General features: G+C 73.5%; 14 protein-coding genes. 3 read left to right on the top strand and 11 right to left on the bottom strand.

Features of this window, described 5'->3' with window-relative positions; all coding sequences use genetic code 11:
- Positions 1-38 precede the first annotated feature (38 nt).
- A complete protein-coding gene (locus ACIQNG_RS15425) occupies positions 39-1403 on the top strand; it encodes an erythromycin esterase family protein (RefSeq protein WP_401485311.1) in 1365 nt (454 codons plus the stop codon).
- Between the two features lie 66 nt (positions 1404-1469).
- Here the strand turns inward: ACIQNG_RS15425 and ACIQNG_RS15420 are convergent, their stop codons facing one another.
- From ACIQNG_RS15420 to ACIQNG_RS15400, 5 genes are all read right to left on the bottom strand, one after another.
- Positions 1470-1868, bottom strand: coding sequence for a hypothetical protein (locus tag ACIQNG_RS15420; RefSeq protein ID WP_401428491.1), 399 nt, complete (start codon positions 1866-1868; stop codon positions 1470-1472).
- A gap of 17 nt (positions 1869-1885) precedes the next feature.
- Positions 1886-2404, bottom strand: a complete 519-nt coding sequence (locus ACIQNG_RS15415; protein ID WP_401485309.1) for a protease inhibitor I42 family protein — start codon at positions 2402-2404, stop codon at positions 1886-1888.
- Positions 2364-3935, bottom strand: a complete 1572-nt coding sequence (locus ACIQNG_RS15410; RefSeq protein ID WP_401485307.1) for a peptidoglycan-binding protein — start codon at positions 3933-3935, stop codon at positions 2364-2366. The genes ACIQNG_RS15415 and ACIQNG_RS15410 overlap by 41 nt, the downstream gene beginning before the upstream one ends.
- Before the next feature lie 14 nt (positions 3936-3949).
- Positions 3950-4324, bottom strand: coding sequence for a hypothetical protein (locus tag ACIQNG_RS15405; RefSeq protein ID WP_401485305.1), 375 nt, complete (start codon positions 4322-4324; stop codon positions 3950-3952).
- A gap of 149 nt (positions 4325-4473) precedes the next feature.
- The gene (locus tag ACIQNG_RS15400) at positions 4474-5316 is read right to left on the bottom strand and encodes an endonuclease/exonuclease/phosphatase family protein (protein ID WP_401485303.1); all 843 of its coding nucleotides are present in this window, start codon (positions 5314-5316) and stop codon (positions 4474-4476) included.
- A gap of 161 nt (positions 5317-5477) precedes the next feature.
- On the opposite strand from ACIQNG_RS15400, the gene ACIQNG_RS15395 reads away from it, so the two are divergent.
- Both ACIQNG_RS15395 and ACIQNG_RS15390 read left to right on the top strand, forming a co-directional pair.
- A complete protein-coding gene (locus ACIQNG_RS15395; protein ID WP_401428478.1) occupies positions 5478-5876 on the top strand; it encodes a nitroreductase/quinone reductase family protein in 399 nt (132 codons plus the stop codon).
- A gap of 411 nt (positions 5877-6287) precedes the next feature.
- Positions 6288-6575, top strand: a complete 288-nt coding sequence (locus tag ACIQNG_RS15390; RefSeq protein ID WP_401485300.1) for a putative quinol monooxygenase — start codon at positions 6288-6290, stop codon at positions 6573-6575.
- Between the two features lie 28 nt (positions 6576-6603).
- On the opposite strand, the gene ACIQNG_RS15385 is transcribed toward ACIQNG_RS15390, so the two are convergent.
- The 6 genes from ACIQNG_RS15385 to ACIQNG_RS15360 all read right to left on the bottom strand — a co-directional run bounded on the left by ACIQNG_RS15385 (position 6604) and on the right by ACIQNG_RS15360 (position 14225).
- Entirely contained in the window at positions 6604-8049 is a 1446-nt protein-coding gene (locus ACIQNG_RS15385) for an aldehyde dehydrogenase family protein (RefSeq protein WP_401485298.1), read from the bottom strand.
- On the bottom strand, positions 8046-9776 hold the full coding sequence (locus ACIQNG_RS15380; protein WP_401428471.1) for an amidohydrolase family protein: 1731 nt from the start codon (positions 9774-9776) through the stop codon (positions 8046-8048). The genes ACIQNG_RS15385 and ACIQNG_RS15380 overlap by 4 nt, the downstream gene beginning before the upstream one ends.
- Positions 9777-9904: 128 nt before the next feature.
- Positions 9905-11023 carry an LLM class flavin-dependent oxidoreductase gene (locus ACIQNG_RS15375; RefSeq protein ID WP_401485296.1) on the bottom strand — a complete coding sequence of 373 codons (1119 nt, stop codon included), beginning with the start codon at positions 11021-11023 and terminating at the stop codon, positions 9905-9907.
- Positions 11024-11202: 179 nt separating this feature from the next.
- Positions 11203-11982, bottom strand: coding sequence for an SDR family NAD(P)-dependent oxidoreductase (locus ACIQNG_RS15370; RefSeq protein ID WP_401485294.1), 780 nt, complete (start codon positions 11980-11982; stop codon positions 11203-11205).
- A gap of 24 nt (positions 11983-12006) precedes the next feature.
- Positions 12007-12930, bottom strand: a complete 924-nt coding sequence (locus ACIQNG_RS15365) for a TIGR03619 family F420-dependent LLM class oxidoreductase (RefSeq protein WP_401485293.1) — start codon at positions 12928-12930, stop codon at positions 12007-12009.
- Entirely contained in the window at positions 12927-14225 is a 1299-nt protein-coding gene (locus ACIQNG_RS15360; protein WP_401485291.1) for an amidohydrolase family protein, read from the bottom strand. The genes ACIQNG_RS15365 and ACIQNG_RS15360 overlap by 4 nt, the downstream gene beginning before the upstream one ends.
- Positions 14226-14256 lie beyond the last annotated feature (31 nt).

Below are 14256 nucleotides of genomic sequence, written 5' to 3'. Positions count from 1 at the left end.
CAAGTTTCCACCGGAAGTTCAACGATACCGTTGAATCCATGGCTTCCCACAGCGCGCACACCCAGAACGAAGGACAGGGCGAGGGACAGGGCGAAGGGCGGATCGAGGGACAGGGCGAGGGACAGGGCGGGGACGAGGTCCGGGAAGGGGTCGGGGAAGGGGTCGGGGGACGGGTCCGGGAACGGGTCGGGGACGAGGTCCGGGAACGCGTCCGGGCGGTCGCCCGTCCTCTCGACGCCGCCGCCGTCCTGCGGCTGTTCCCCGGTCCGCCGCCCCGCGTCCTCGCCCTCGGTGAGCCCACCCACGGCGAGGATCTCCTCCTCGCCGTCCGCAACGACCTCTTCCGGCAGCTCATCGAGCGGGCGGGCTACCGCACCGTCGCGATCGAGAGCGACTGTCTGGCGGGGCTGGTCGTGGACGACCACATCACCCGGGGCACCGGCACCCTGGACGACGTCATGGCGGGCGGCTTCAGTCACGGCCTCGGGGCGTCCGCCGCCAACCGGGCGCTCGTGGCCTGGCTGCGGGAGTTCAACGAGGGCCGCCCCGCCGCCGACCGGGTCCGCTTCGCCGGTATCGACGCCCCGACGGAGATCACCGGCGCCCCGAGTCCCCGGCGGTCCCTCATGGCGCTCCACTCCTTCCTCGCCGCCGGGGTCGGACCGGACCTGCTCCCCTGCACCGCCGACACCCTCGACCGGCTCCTCGGCGACGACGACCGCTGGCCCGAGCCGGCCGCCATGCGGGACCCCTCCCGGTCGGTGGGCGGCACCCCGGAGGCCGGGCGGCTGCGGCTGCTCGCCGACGACCTGGTGGCGCTCCTGGAGGAACAGGCACCGGGGCTGACCGCCACGACCGGGCGCGAGGAGTGGGACCGGGTCCGGCTGCACGGCCGTACCGCCACCGGACTGCTCGCCTACCACCGCTGGATGGCCGACCCCTCGCCCGCGCGGATCTCCCGGCTGCTGAGCACCCGGGACCGGATGATGGCCGGACATCTGCTCGCACTGGCCGAGCGCGGCCCCGTCCTGGCCTTCGCGCACAACGCCCATCTCCAGCGGCACCGCAGCGAGGTCCGGATGGACGGTGTGCCCTGCCCGTGGTGGGGCGCGGGCGCGCTGGCCGCCACCCGGCTGGGTGCGGCGTACGGCTTTGTGGCCATGGCGGTGGGCACCATCCGGCACCACGGGGCGGACACCCCGGCCCCGGACACCCTCGAAGGGCTGCTGTACGGCCTCCCGGACGACCGGTGCCTGCTGGACGCGCCCCGGCTGGCCGACGCCCTCGCCGCCGCGCCGCCCGCGCCCCGGACGTCCCCGTACCACGGCTACGCCCCCTACGACCCGGACCGTCTCACCGGGACGGACGGCCTCGTGTACGTCCGGGACCTGCCGGAGGGCTGACGTGCTGCGGGTCCCTCTCTGGTACACCGGAGTCCACGCCCTGGTGCGGGCCCAGCCGCCCGGGGGTCAGGCGGCGCGGGCGCGGGCCAGTCGCCTCAACTCGATGACCGTGGCGACCGCGTGCAGCCAGCGCACCAGCATGTCCTCCGTGGCCAGGCCCCCCGCGAGGGAGGCGGCAGCCTGGAGCCAGGTGCGGAGCACCGCCGCCGCCTCCGGCCGGGGCAGCGGCTCGGTGAGTTCGAGTACGGCGGTCAGCCCGGCGGCCCGCAGTGTGCGGGCGAGATAGGCGACGGAGCGGGGCTGGGTGCCGAGCCGGTCCAGGACGACGGCCGCGCCCACGGCCCCGTCCCCGAACAGGGCGGTGCGCAGGGGTGCGGGCTGCCCGACGCTCAGTCCGTAGCGCAGCAGCATCGGGAGGTCGAGGAGGGCGAGTTCGTCGTCGGTGCGGTCGGGGGGTGTGTTCATGGTGGCCGTCCCTCGGGTCAGCTGACGGTGACGGTGTAGGTGATCCGCCGGGGGTCGGGGACGGAGGCGGGCGGTTCGGACGGCTGCGCGCCGGGGGATGGCGTGCCGGGGGACTGCGTGCCGCTCGTGCAGGTGCCCACCGGGCAGTGCAGCAGCACGATCTCGGTGCTTCCGGCGCCGGTCGCCTCGAAGGTGAAGACCCGCTGCCCGCCCGCGCCGGTCATCTCCTCGGCGTCCTCGTCGGCCTCGAAGTCCTCGCCCGCGTCCCGCACCACCGCGGAGTCGGGCTTCGGGGTGGCCAGGTACCAGCGTTCGCCGGTGGACGGGTTCTCGTCCACGACCAGCGTGAACTCCTCGCCGACGGCCGCGTCGACCTCGGTGTCGGAGGTGGGGTGGCTGCGCGGGGAGCCGTCCTCGGAGCCGCAGGCGGCGGCGCCGAGGGTGAGCAGCGCGGCACCGGCCAGGGCGGCGAGCCCACGTCCGGTGCGGGCCGCCCTACTTCGGGAGGTAGACCTCGTCCGCGTCGGTGTAGTCACTGTTCGCCAGCCCGCCCACATTGCCGTTGATGAAATCGTCTTCACTGATCCAGGTGGTGTGGCCCCAGGGGTTGTAGACCTGGAGCATGTCACCTTCTTGCCCGACCACCACGAGGGCGTGGCCGCCGCCGTCGCGTTCGATGGCGATGGGGACGGGCCGGCCCTCGGCCACCGACCGCTGGATGTCCGGGAGGATCTCCCGGCGGTCGTCGTCGCTGTTCATCTCGCGGTAGTCGTAGTCGTCGCCGGTGGCCCGCCCGATGGTGGAGTCCGAGATGGTCTCGTAGCCGTCGGAGTCCATGCCGTTCCAGTCGTCGCCGCCGTCGCCCTCCTCGTGCAGCCGGTGCTGTTCGTCCACCAGGCGCTGCCGGAAGGCACCGGGGTCGTCCTCCTGTCCGGAGGGGCCGCCGGTCAGGGCGAGGGCGTAGACGGGGTCGACCATCGCGCGCGAGGTGAGGACGGAGGACGACACACAGGTGCCCTCGCTGCCGTCGCCGCCCTGGACCCATCCCTGGCCGTTGAACTGGACGCGGTCCTGGTTGACGTTGGAGCCGTCCGGGTTGCGGCCCTCGTCGTTCATCGCGTCGGACTCGGTGACCACCGGCGCGAGGTGCCGCTGGAGCCAATCGGGGCTCTGGCCCTGGATCTTCTCGTGGAAGACGCGGATGTCCTCGATGCTGTTGCCCGCCGCGAGGGCCTTCATCAGGTAGGCACGCTCCTCCGGGCTCGCGGAGCGGCTCAGCATCTCGTCCATCGCGGCCCGCTCCCGCGCGTCGAGCTGGTCCATGCGCCGGCCGGCGCGCTGGAGGTCGCTCGCGGAGAGGATCTCGTTCATCTCCGGGTCGCCGGCGCCGGTGCTGGTGTCGGCGAGCATCAGCCGGTCGGCGGCGGTCAGTCCGTCGGCCTGGAGCTTGCCCGCGCGGGCCTCGCTCGCCCACTTGTTGAGGTCGCGGGCGGCGTCGCGGGCGGCGTCGTCGGCGGTGCAGGCGGCCTGGTGGAGGAGGTCGGCGCCGCTGGTGGCGAGGGCGCGGGCCCGCAGCCGGGCCCCTTCCTCGCCGTCGTCCTCGTGCAGATTGTCGAACCAGCCGTCCCGGCTGCCGAGCATGCCGCGGGCCTCGCGGAGCATGCCCCGCCCGTCGCCGTCCCTGGCCTGGGCCTCGCCGAGCAGGTCGGCCAGGAGCAGCAGGGCCCTGGCGCCGCCCTCGAAGGCTTCCGCCATCTCCTCCGCGGCCCGCCCCGCCGCGGCGACGACATCGGAGGCGAGCACGCTGGTCTCGCCGACCCACGCCTCGGGCAGTCCCTGTTTCGCGACCCGGGCGACCCGTTCCCCGAGCAGCCCGGCGTCGTCCACCTGTTCGGCGTAGCGCTTGCCGAGGCGTTCGATGGTGGCGACGTCGCCGACGGGGGCGGACACCCCGAGGGCGTCGTCGATCCCGCCGATCAGGTCGTTCTTGCTGTCGGCCGAGGAGATCCGGTCCCGCGCTTCGCCGAGCTTGCGGCGGCGGTCGGTGGTGGACTCGATGCCTGACATCGCGCGGCCCCCCCTCAGTAGGTGGAGAGCGCCGAGGGGCGCTCGGCCGCGACGGGCAGGGTGGTGAGCTGCCCGTCGGCCGTCCGCACCCCACTGGCGCGGGTCCGCACCAGGCGGTCGCTGCCGCCGTACGAGCCGTCCGCGGCCTGGACGTTGACGGCCAGTTCCTTCAGCGCGTCCTCCAGCGTGCGGGCCTCGGCGCTCCAGGCCGCCGCGAACGCGTTGAAGGCGGGGCCGGAGGCGGAGCCGCCGAGCACGTCCGAGGTGTGGCACTCGGTGCTGCGGACGGCGGTGCGGATCCTGCCCGCGTCGCCCGAGGCACCCTGAAGTTCCTTGGCCTGTCCAGTCATCGCGCTGGACGTGACCTGGTAGCCCTCCCCCGAGGCCATCGCCGATCCCCCGATCTGTCGCCCGGTCCCTATCAAGCCACGGGGGAACCTAGCAGATGACCGGGGGGCGGTAGCGCGCCCTCACGAAAGGTGCCACACGGCTCGCACACGGTTGGCACACCCTGTCCGCGAAAGGGGAGTTGAGGGGCTCAGTCGGCCGGTGCGCCGGGGTCGGCGCCGTCGCTGAGGTCGGCGGTCACGGCCGCGTGGTCGGACGGCCAGATCCCGCCGACCGGGCTGTCCCCGGCCCGCCGTACGGAGGTCACCCGGCCGAGTCCCCCGGCGCCCGGCGGGGAGACCTGGATGTAGTCGACGCGCGCGGGCGGATGGCCGTACCGGGCGACGTAGGGGTTGGCCGGGTCCCAGGTGGCCGAGGGGGCGGCCGGGTCGGCGTACCGCCAGGCGTCGTGGAAGATCTGGCCGGGGACGGGCGGGTCGGTCAGCACCCCGCCGAAGAGGCGGATCTCGTCGGAGTCGGGGAAGGCGTTGAAGTCCCCGGTGACGACGGCCGGGAACGGGGTGTCCCCGCGATGCGCGGCGATGAACTCCGCGAGTTCTCCGACCTGTTGGACCCGGACGGCGGAGGCGTGCGCGGCGGAGGTCAGGTGGGTGGTGAAGAACGGCACGTCGTACGAGGGGGTCGCGAGCCGCGTGTACAGGGCGAGGCGTCCGTCGTCGAGGTCGGCCGGGGCGGCGAGCGGCAGCACGGCCCGCTCGGTGACGGGCCACCGGCTGAGCACGGCGACGCCCATCCCGACCGCCGGGTCACCGATCTTGCGCTGCCAGCGCTCGGGGGCGGGCGAGGGCGCGTACGCCAGGTGGAGACCGAGTCCGTCGGCCAGCCATCCGGCGAGGTTCTCCCCGTCCCGCTCCCACACCTCCTGGAGTCCTACGACATCGGGCCGCAGGTCGCGCAGGGTGGCGAGGATCGCCGTCCGGCGGGCCTCCCACGGCCCGTAGCGCCACCACAGGTTCCAGGTCACGATCCGCATCGTCCGCAGCCCCCCGCTCCCACCCCGCGCACCCGGGGATCCCGAGGGGGATCATTGCAGCAAGGGTGCGCGCGCGGGGAACAGCGAGGGTCGCCTCGGCAGAGGTTCCGGCGTCTCCGTGCCCGCCCGCCCACCGCACACGGTCACGACAGGAGCCCCGTATGCCGTCCCGTTTCGCCGACCTCAGATTCCGGGCCACGACCACCTTCCAGCGCCATGTGGTCAACCCGCTGGCCCGCAGGATGCCGGGCCAGATCCTGCTGGAGACCACGGGCCGGGTCTCGGGGGTGCCGCGCCGCACCCCGGTGGGCGGGCGGCGGGAGGGCGACGCGTTCTGGCTGGTCTCGGAGTTCGGCGACCGCTCCCAGTACGTCCGCAACATCCGCGCCGACCCCCGGGTCAGGGTCCGGCTGCGGGGCCGCTGGCACGAGGGCACGGCCCACCTCCTGCCCGACGACGACGCACGGGCCCGTCTGCTGCGGCTGCCGCGCGGCAACAGCGCGGCGGTACGGGCGATCGGCACGAACCTGCTGACGGTACGGGTGGACCTGGACAGCTGACGGGTGGGGCACCGATGAGTCCCGGGGTCCGCGGCGGTCTGCACCCACGGACGGCGGTCTGCACCCCACGGACGGCGGACCACGGGCCACGGACGGCGGACGGCGGACCGCGGGCCACGGACGGCGGGCCACGGACGACGGACCGCGGGCCACGGACGGCGGACCACGGGCCACGGACGGCGGACCACGGGCCACGGACCGCGGACCACGGGCCACGGACGGCGGACCACGGGCCACGGACGGCGGACCGCGGGCCACGGACCGCGGACCGCGGACTGCGGACTGCGGGCCACGGACCGCGGACTGCGGGCCACGGACCGCGGGCCTCCGACCGCGGGCCGCGGGCCGCGGGCCACGGGCCGCCGATCACGGCCGCCGATCACGGACCGCCGCGACACGCAAGGAGCACGAATGATGATCATCATCGCCGGGACCCTGTGGGTGGACCCCGCCGACCGCGACGCCTACCTGGCCGGCTGCGCGACAGTGGTCGAGCAGGCGCGGGCCGCCCCCGGCTGCCTCGACTTCGCCCTCTCGGCCGACCTGGTCGAGCCGGGCCGGATCAACGTCCACGAGCGCTGGGAGACCGACGAGCACCTCGCACGGTTCCGTGGCACAGGCCCGGAACCCGAGCAGGTGGCCGACGTGCGCGACGCGAAGGTGAGCCGGTACCGGATCTCCGGGGTGGAGGCACCGTAGCCGGGGCCGCGCTCCCCCACCGGGTCACTCACCCCGGCCACACCAGCGCCTGGACCTCGCTATACGCGTGCAGGGCGTAGCTGCCGACGTCGCGGCCGACGCCGCTGCGCTTGAAGCCGCCGAAGGGGGCCTCCATGTTGCGGCCGACGGTGTTGACGCCGACGCCGCCCGCGCGCAACCGGCGGGCGACCCGGAAGGCGCGGGCGGTGTCGCCGGACCAGACGTAGTCGATGAGGCCGTAGTCGGAGTCGTTGGCGAGGGCGACGCCCTCGTCCTCCTCGTCGAAGGGGATGACGCACACGACCGGGCCGAAGATCTCCTCGCGGGCCACGCGCTGGTCGTTGGTGCAGTCGGCGAGGAGGGTGGGGGCGACATAGAAACCGCGGTCGAGCGCGGGGCGTTCCCCGCCGGTCACCACCACCGCGCCCTCCGCGCGGCCGAGGGCGACGTAGGACTCCACACGGTCGCGGTGGGCGGCGGAGATCACCGGGCCGACCACCGTGCGCGGGTCGGCCGGATCACCAACCCGCAGCCGGGCCGCGTAGGCGGCGAGCCGCTCCACCAGGCGGTCGTACACGCCCCGCTGGGCCAGTACCCGGGTGGGGGCCGTGCAGATCTGCCCGCTGTAGAAGGAGAAGGTGGTGCCGATGCCGGAGACGGCGGCGTCGAGGTCGGCGTCGTCCAGGACGACCGCCGCGCCCTTGCCGCCCAGCTCCATCAACTGGCGGGTCATACGGCGCCCGCAGACCTCGGCGATGCGCTGTCCGACGGCCGTGGAGCCGGTGAAGCTGACCATGTCGACGTCCGGGGAGTCCACGGCCGCCTCCCCCACGGCCACCGACCGCCCCGACACCACGTTGACCACCCCCGGCGGCGCCCCGGCCGCCTCCAGCGCCTCCGCCATCCGGTACACGGACAGGGGGTCCTGCGGGGCGGGTTTGACCACCACCGTGTTGCCCATGGCGAGGGCGGGAGCGACCTTCCCGGCGGGGTTGGCCCAGGGGTTGTTGTACGAGGTGATGCAGCTGACCACCCCGACCGGCTGCCGTACCGCCAGCGCCCCCAGCACCCCGCCCCCGCCCATCGGCCCCGCCTCGGTGATCTGCGGCGCGATCGGCCACTCGGCGGGCTCGACCCGCGCGTACCGGCGAAAACGGGCGGCGGCCACCCCGACCTGCATCGCGCGGGCCGTCCCGGCGGTCGCGCCGGTCTCGGCCCGGGCCAGATCGGCGTAGGGCACCAGCTGCTCCCGGATGATGCCGGCCGCCCGGGACAGCACCGCGGCCCGCTCCTCGGGGGGTGTGCGCGACCACGGTCCGAACGCCTCGCGGGCGGCGGCGCAGGCCGCGTGGACCTGGGCGCGCGAGGCTTCCGGGGCCGCCCCGACGACGTCCTCCGTCGCCGGGTCGATCACCTCGTAGTGGCCGCCGTCCGGCTCCACCCACGCCCCGCCGACGAACAGCGCCTGGGTCACCGGGTGCTCACCGTCCTGGTGTCGCGGCCCGAGCGCAGCACCCGTCCGGGTACGGCCCCGGACACCACGTCGTCGCGGATCGTCTCGACCCCGTTGACCCAGACCGCCCGCACCCCGATCGCCCGGGAGTCCAGACGCGGGCTGTCCCCCGGCAGATCGTGCACCAGCGTCGCGGGTCCGGCGCCGATCCGCTCGGGGTCGAAGAGCACCAGGTCGGCGTGGTGGCCCTCGGCGATCCGGCCCCGTTCCCGCAGCCCGAAGAGCTGGGCGGGGTCGTCGGTCAGCATCTTCACGGCCTGCTCCAGGCCGACCAGCCGGCGGCCCCGCAGACAGTCCCCGAGGAACCGGGTGGTGTACGGCGCCCCGCACATCCGGTCCAGATGGGCGCCCGCGTCGGACCCGCCGAGCAGGACGTCCTCGTGCCGCCAGGTCTCGGCGCGCAGCGCCCAGGAGGCGGGGTCGTTGTCGGGCGGCATGGGCCACAGCACCGTACGCAACCCGTCCGCGGCGCAGATCTCGACCAGACAGGCGAAGGGGTCGAGGCCGCGTTCCGCCGCGATGTCGGCGACGATCCTGCCGGACAGCCCGGCGTTGGCGGCGCTGTAGGTGTCCCCGATGACGTACCGGCCGAAGTCGGTCAGCCGCCGGAAGACGCCCGCTTCCTTGGAGTGGGCCCGGCGCAGCATCTCGGCCCGCACGGCGGGGTCCCGGAGGCGTTCGATGCGCTCGGGCACGGGCAACGCGAGGACCGTTCCCCAGCCGGGTATCAGGTTCAGGGCGCAGAAGGTGCCCAGGGACATGTTCATCGGGGTGAGGATCGGCATGGTGAGCGCGACGACCCGGCCGCCGGCCTTCCGTGCCCGCTCGGCGGCGTGCAGTTGCCGGGGCACCCGCTCGGGCACGGCAGCGTCGATGGTGAGCACGTTCCAGTTGAGCGGGCGGCCGGCCGCCGCGCTCATCCCGGCGAACAGTTCGATCTCGGCGTCGCTGAACTGGTCGAGGCAGCCGGCGACGATCGCCTCGATCTGGGTCCCCTCGTGCTCCCCGACGGCCCGTGCCATCGCGAGCAGTTCCTCGGGGCGGGCGTGCCGGGAGGCGACGGGCTGTCCGTCCCCGTCGGAGTGGGTGCTGGACTGGGTGGTGGAGAATCCCCAGGCGCCCGCGTCCATGGCCTCGTGCAGCAGCCGTACGATCCGCGCGAGCTGTTCCTCGGTGGGCTGCCCGCCGATGGCGTCCGGCCCCATCACATGGCGCCGCAGCGCGCAGTGCCCCACCATGAACCCGGCGTTGACGGCGATCCGCCCCTCCAGGGCGTCGAGATACTCGCCGAACCCGTGCCAGTTCCAGGGCGCCCCCTCCTCCAGGGCCACCAGTGCCATGCCCTCCACCTTGGCCATCATCCGCCGGGTGTAGTCGGCGTCCTGCGGCCGGTCGGGGTTCAGCGGCGCCAGGGTGAAGCCGCAGTTCCCGGCGGCGACGGTGGTGACCCCGTGGTGGAGGGAGGGGGTGGCGTAGGGGTCCCAGAAGAGCTGGGCGTCGTAGTGGGTGTGCGGATCGACGAAGCCGGGGCAGAGCACGAGCCCGGTCGCGTCCTCGGCGGACGCGGCCTCCTCGGTGATGTGCCCGACGGCGGCGATCCGCCCGTCCCGCACCCCGACGTCGGCGACGAACCCGGGCTCTCCGGTGCCGTCCACGACGAGAGCACCTCGAATGACATGATCAAGCACAACCCGTCACCTCTCGGCTGAGGAATCGACAAGGCTTCTCAGGGGCGGCTGGGGGACACGACAAGGCTTTTCAGGGGCGCGGGGAACTGCGCGACCAGCCACGACGCACCCGCACCGCACACCCCACCTCAGCCCCCCTGCCGGAACCGAGAGGTCCGATGCACGGGATCCACGTCGATCCGCGGAATCACGTGTTCCCCGATGAGCCGGATCGTGCGCAGGGTGTCCTCCTTCGGCACCCCCACGGGCAGCCCGAAGGAGATCTGGTCCGCCCCGGCCTGCTCCCAGCGCTTGCACTGCCGCAGCACCTCGTCGGGGTCCCCGCAGATGAGGAGTTCCTCCTCGATCATCATCTCGATGAACTCCTCGGTGTACGGCGGAAGGGTCTCCGGCCACTCGGGGAAGCCCTCGGGGCGGGGGAAGGTGTCGTGGTAGCGGAAGACGAGGGACGGCAGGTAGTGCAGCCCGCCGTCGACGGCGACCCGGACGGCCTCCTCGTGGGTGGGGGCGCAGATGGCGGTGGTCGTCACCATCACGTTGTCGTTGACGAAGTCCCCGATCGGCTCGGCGTCCACGATCGCCGCCTTGTACTGCTCCAGCACCCACTCCATGTCGGAGACCTTCTGCACGCTGAAGCCGAGCACGCCCAGCCCCTTGCGCGCCGCCATGGCGTACGAGGGCGGCGACCCGGCGGCGTACCACATGGCCGGGTGGGAGGCCCCGTACGGCTTGGGCAGCACCTTGCGCGGCGGGAGGGACCAGTGCTTGCCCTGGAAGCCGGGGTACTCGTCCTGGAGCCACATCTTGGGGAACTCGGCGATGGTCTCCTCCCAGATCTCCTTGGTGTGGTTCATGTCGGTGATGCCGGGCAGGAAGCCGAGGATCTCGTGCGATCCGGCCCCCCGCCCGCTGCCGAACTCGAACCGTCCCTCGCTGAGGTGGTCGAGCATGGCGACCTTCTCGGCGACCTTGACCGGGTGGTTGACCTGGGCGAGCGGGTTGAAGATCCCGGAGCCGAGATGGATCCGGTCGGTGGCGTGGGCGAGGTAGCCGAGGAACACGTCGTTGGCGGAGAGGTGCGAGTACTCCTCCAGGAAGTGGTGCTCGGAGGCCCAGGCGTACTTGAATCCGGAGCGGTCCGCCTCGATGACGTACTCGGTCTCCTCCATCAGTGCCTTGTGCTCGGCCAGCGGGTCGGTCTCGGCGCGCTTGCCGACATATCCCTGTACGAAGAGCCCGAATTCCAAGGCCGGTCACCATCCCCTGTGTCCCTGGCAGCCCTGCTCGCGGCGGTTCCTGGCTGCCCCTGCCTGTTTCTGACACACCGTCAGATTGCCTGTGGCCCGACTGTCGCACCACCCGCATACACCGTCAATACCTGACGACCTGTCAGCTGCCGGTGTCGCGGGCGGGCCGCGCGGCCGGGTCAGACCACCGACACCCCCGCCAGCCACCCCCCGTCGATCACGAACGGCTGCCCGGTGATGTACGACGAGTCCCGCGAGGTCAGGAAGAGCGCCAGCCGTGCCACCTCCTCCGGCCGCCCGATCCGCCCGAGCGGCACGAGCCTGCGGTACAGCCGCTCCGAGGACCGGTCCCGCTCCGGGTCCCTCGCCGGCTCCGGGTCCAGCAGGGCCGGGTTGGTCATCGCGGTGTCGATGGCGCCGGGGCACACGGCGTTGACCCGGATCCCGGCGCCGGCCAGTTCCAGCGCCGCCACCCGGGTCAGGCCCAGTACGGCGTGCTTGGTCGCGGTGTACGTCCCCACGGCGGCCATCCCGGTCAGCCCGGTGTAGGACGCGGTGTTGACGATCGTGCCGCCCCCGGCCTCGGTGAGCGCCGCCGCCACCGACTTGATCCCGAGGAAGCAGCCGACCTGATTGACCCGTACCACCTGCATGAACTCGTCGAGCGGGGTGTCGGTGAGGGTGTTGAACCGCAGGATCCCGGCGTTGTTGACCAGCCCGTCCAGCCGTCCGTACGCGGTGCGCGCGGCGGCCACCGCGGCCTGCCAGTCGGCCTCCTCGCCGACGTCCAGATGGACGTACAGCGCCCCGATCTCCTCGGCGACGGCCTTCCCCCGGTCGTCCAGCACATCCGCGACGACCACCTCCGCGCCCTCGGCCCGAAAGAGCCGGGCCTCCTGTTCGCCCTGTCCGCGTGCGGCGCCGGTGACGATCACGACCCGGCCGTCCAGCTTGCCCATGGCGGTGCCTCCCGTACGTCTGCGTCAGTCGAGGTGCGGGGCGACCTCCGCCCCGAACGCGGTCATCTGGTCCACGAGTTCGCCCAGGTCGCGGCAGCGGAACCGCACCTGGATCTGGTCCACCCCCATCGCCGGGTACGCCCGCAGGGACGCGGCGAGTTCCTCCGGCGTCCCGGTGCGGGTCCGCCGGCCCACCTCCCAGCCGGGGCGGCCCACGTAGAGGGGTCCGGTGATCGCGCCGACGGTGAGCGGGGCGTCGACGCCCGCCTCGGCGCGCAGCCGCCGCAGGGTGGCGATCTGTGCGGGCAGCCGGTCGCGCGGGTCGCCCTGGGGCAGCCAGCCGTCCCCCTTGAGGGCGGCCCGGCGCACGGCGGGGGGCGAGGAGCCGCCGACCCAGATCGGCACCCGCGGCTGGGCGGGGCGGGGGAGCTGGCCGAGGCCGCCGAAGTCGTAGAAGGTGCCGTGGTGCTCCGGGTACTCCTCGGGGCCGAGGGCGGCGCGCAGGGCGTCGATCACCTCGTCCAGGACGGCCCCGCGCCGGGCGAAGTCGTGGCCGAGGGCCTCGAACTCCTCGCGGACGTGCCCCGCGCCGACGCCGAGGACCAGCCGGCCGCCGGAGAGGCGGTCGACGGTGGCGTACTGCTTGGCGGTGGCCAGCGGGTGGCGCAGGCCGACGACGGCGACATGGCTGAGGAGCCGGATCCGGGTGGTGACGGCGGCGAGGTGGGCGAGGGTGGCGACGGGGTCGTACCAGACGGTGCCCATGGCGGCGGCGAGCCGGCGCGGCACCCCGACGTGGTCGCAGGTGGCGAGGTAGGCGAAGCCCGCGCGGTCGGCGGCGACGGCGACCGCCCGCAGTTCCTCGGGTCCGGCGTCCGCCTCCCACGGCTCGGCGTAGAGCGTGCTCTGCGACTGGACGGGGAGCTGGATGCCGTACGCGACGCTCACCGGGTGCCGTCCGGTGCCGCCGACCCGGGCCAGCGGCCGTCGGGGGTGAGGCCGAGGAGGTCGATGGCGTTGCCGCGGACGATCCGCTCGACGGTCTCCGGGTCCAGGTGGCCCATCTGCGCCTCGCCGACCTCGCGGGACCTGGGCCAGGTGGAGTCGGAGTGGGGGTAGTCGGTCTCGTAGAGGACGTTGCCGACGCCGATCGCGTCGAGGTTGCGCAGTCCGAAGGCGTCGTCGAAGAAGCAGCCGTAGACATGGCCGGCGAAGAGTTCGGAGGGCGGACGGGTGACCTTGTCGGCGACGCCGCCCCAGCCCCGGTTCTCCTCCCAGACCACGTCGGCGCGCTCCAGGATGTAGGGGATCCAGCCGATCTGGCCCTCGGCGTACATCACCTTGAGGTTCGGGAAGCGTTCGAACTTGCCGCTCATCAACCAGTCGACCATCGAGAAGCAGCAGTTGGCGAAGGTGATGGTGGAGCCGACGGCGGGCGGGGCGTCGGCGGAGGTGGAGGGCATCCGGCTGCTGGAGCCGATGTGCATGGCGACGACGGTGCCGGTCTCGTCGCAGGCGGCGAGGAAGGGGTCCCAGTCGTCGGTGTGGACCGAGGGCAGGCCGAGGTGCGGGGGTATCTCGGAGAAGGCGACGGCCCGTACGCCGCGGGCGGCGTTGCGCCGGACCTCGGCCGCCGCGAGTCCGGCGTCCCACAGGGGGATGAGGGTGAGCGGGACGAGCCGGCCCTCCGCCCGCGGGCCGCACCACTCCTCGACCATCCAGTCGTTGTAGGCGCGCACGCACAGCAGGGCGAGTTCGCGGTCGTCCGCCTCGGTGAAGGTCTGGCCGCAGAAGCGCGGGAAGGTGGGGAAGCACAGGGCGGACTGGACGTGGTTGACGTCCATGTCGGCGAGGCGGGCGGGGACGTCGTAGGAGCCGGGGCGCATCTGTTCGTAGGTGATGACTTCGAGCTTGATCTCGTCGCGGTCGTAGCCGACGGCGGTGTCCAGGCGGGTGAGCGGCCGGCGCAGGTTCTCGTAGATCCACCAGTCGCCGATCGGGCCGTCCTCGCCGGGGGCGCCCATGACCGGTTTGAACCGGCCGCCGAGGAAGCTCATCTCCTTCAGGGGGGCGCGGACGACCCGGGGGCCGGTGTCGGCGTACTTCCTGGGCAGCCGGTCCTGCCAGACGGTCGGGGGTTCGACGGTGTGGTCGTCGACGGAGATGATCCTCGGGAGGGCGCCGGCGGGGACGCGCTCGGGGCCGGTGGCGGGTGCGCGGTCCGGGATGTGGTCGCTGTCCATGAGGGGCACGGTAGCGCCGATCTGACGGACC

Origin of the sequence: Streptomyces sp. NPDC091377 (assembly GCF_044757045.1) — a bacterium.
GTDB lineage: Bacteria > Actinomycetota > Actinomycetes > Streptomycetales > Streptomycetaceae > Streptomyces.
Note: the sequence above shows the minus strand (reverse complement) of the source record. Positions and strands in the feature narration are given on the sequence as shown.

Excerpts from the sequence above, each read along its gene's own strand:
- ACIQNG_RS15405 (WP_401485305.1), bottom strand. The coding sequence starts at position 4,324 with ATGGCCTCGGGGGAGGGCTACCAGGTCACGTCCAGCGCGATGACTGGA.
- ACIQNG_RS15400 (WP_401485303.1), bottom strand. The coding sequence starts at position 5,316 with ATGCGGATCGTGACCTGGAACCTGTGGTGGCGCTACGGGCCGTGGGAG.
- ACIQNG_RS15395 (WP_401428478.1), top strand. The coding sequence starts at position 5,478 with ATGCCGTCCCGTTTCGCCGACCTCAGATTCCGGGCCACGACCACCTTC.
- ACIQNG_RS15420 (WP_401428491.1), bottom strand. The coding sequence starts at position 1,868 with ATGAACACACCCCCCGACCGCACCGACGACGAACTCGCCCTCCTCGAC.
- ACIQNG_RS15370 (WP_401485294.1), bottom strand. The coding sequence starts at position 11,982 with ATGGGCAAGCTGGACGGCCGGGTCGTGATCGTCACCGGCGCCGCACGC.
- ACIQNG_RS15390 (WP_401485300.1), top strand. The coding sequence starts at position 6,288 with ATGATGATCATCATCGCCGGGACCCTGTGGGTGGACCCCGCCGACCGC.
- ACIQNG_RS15410 (WP_401485307.1), bottom strand. The coding sequence starts at position 3,935 with ATGTCAGGCATCGAGTCCACCACCGACCGCCGCCGCAAGCTCGGCGAA.
- ACIQNG_RS15360 (WP_401485291.1), bottom strand. The coding sequence starts at position 14,225 with ATGGACAGCGACCACATCCCGGACCGCGCACCCGCCACCGGCCCCGAG.
- ACIQNG_RS15425 (WP_401485311.1), top strand. The coding sequence starts at position 39 with ATGGCTTCCCACAGCGCGCACACCCAGAACGAAGGACAGGGCGAGGGA.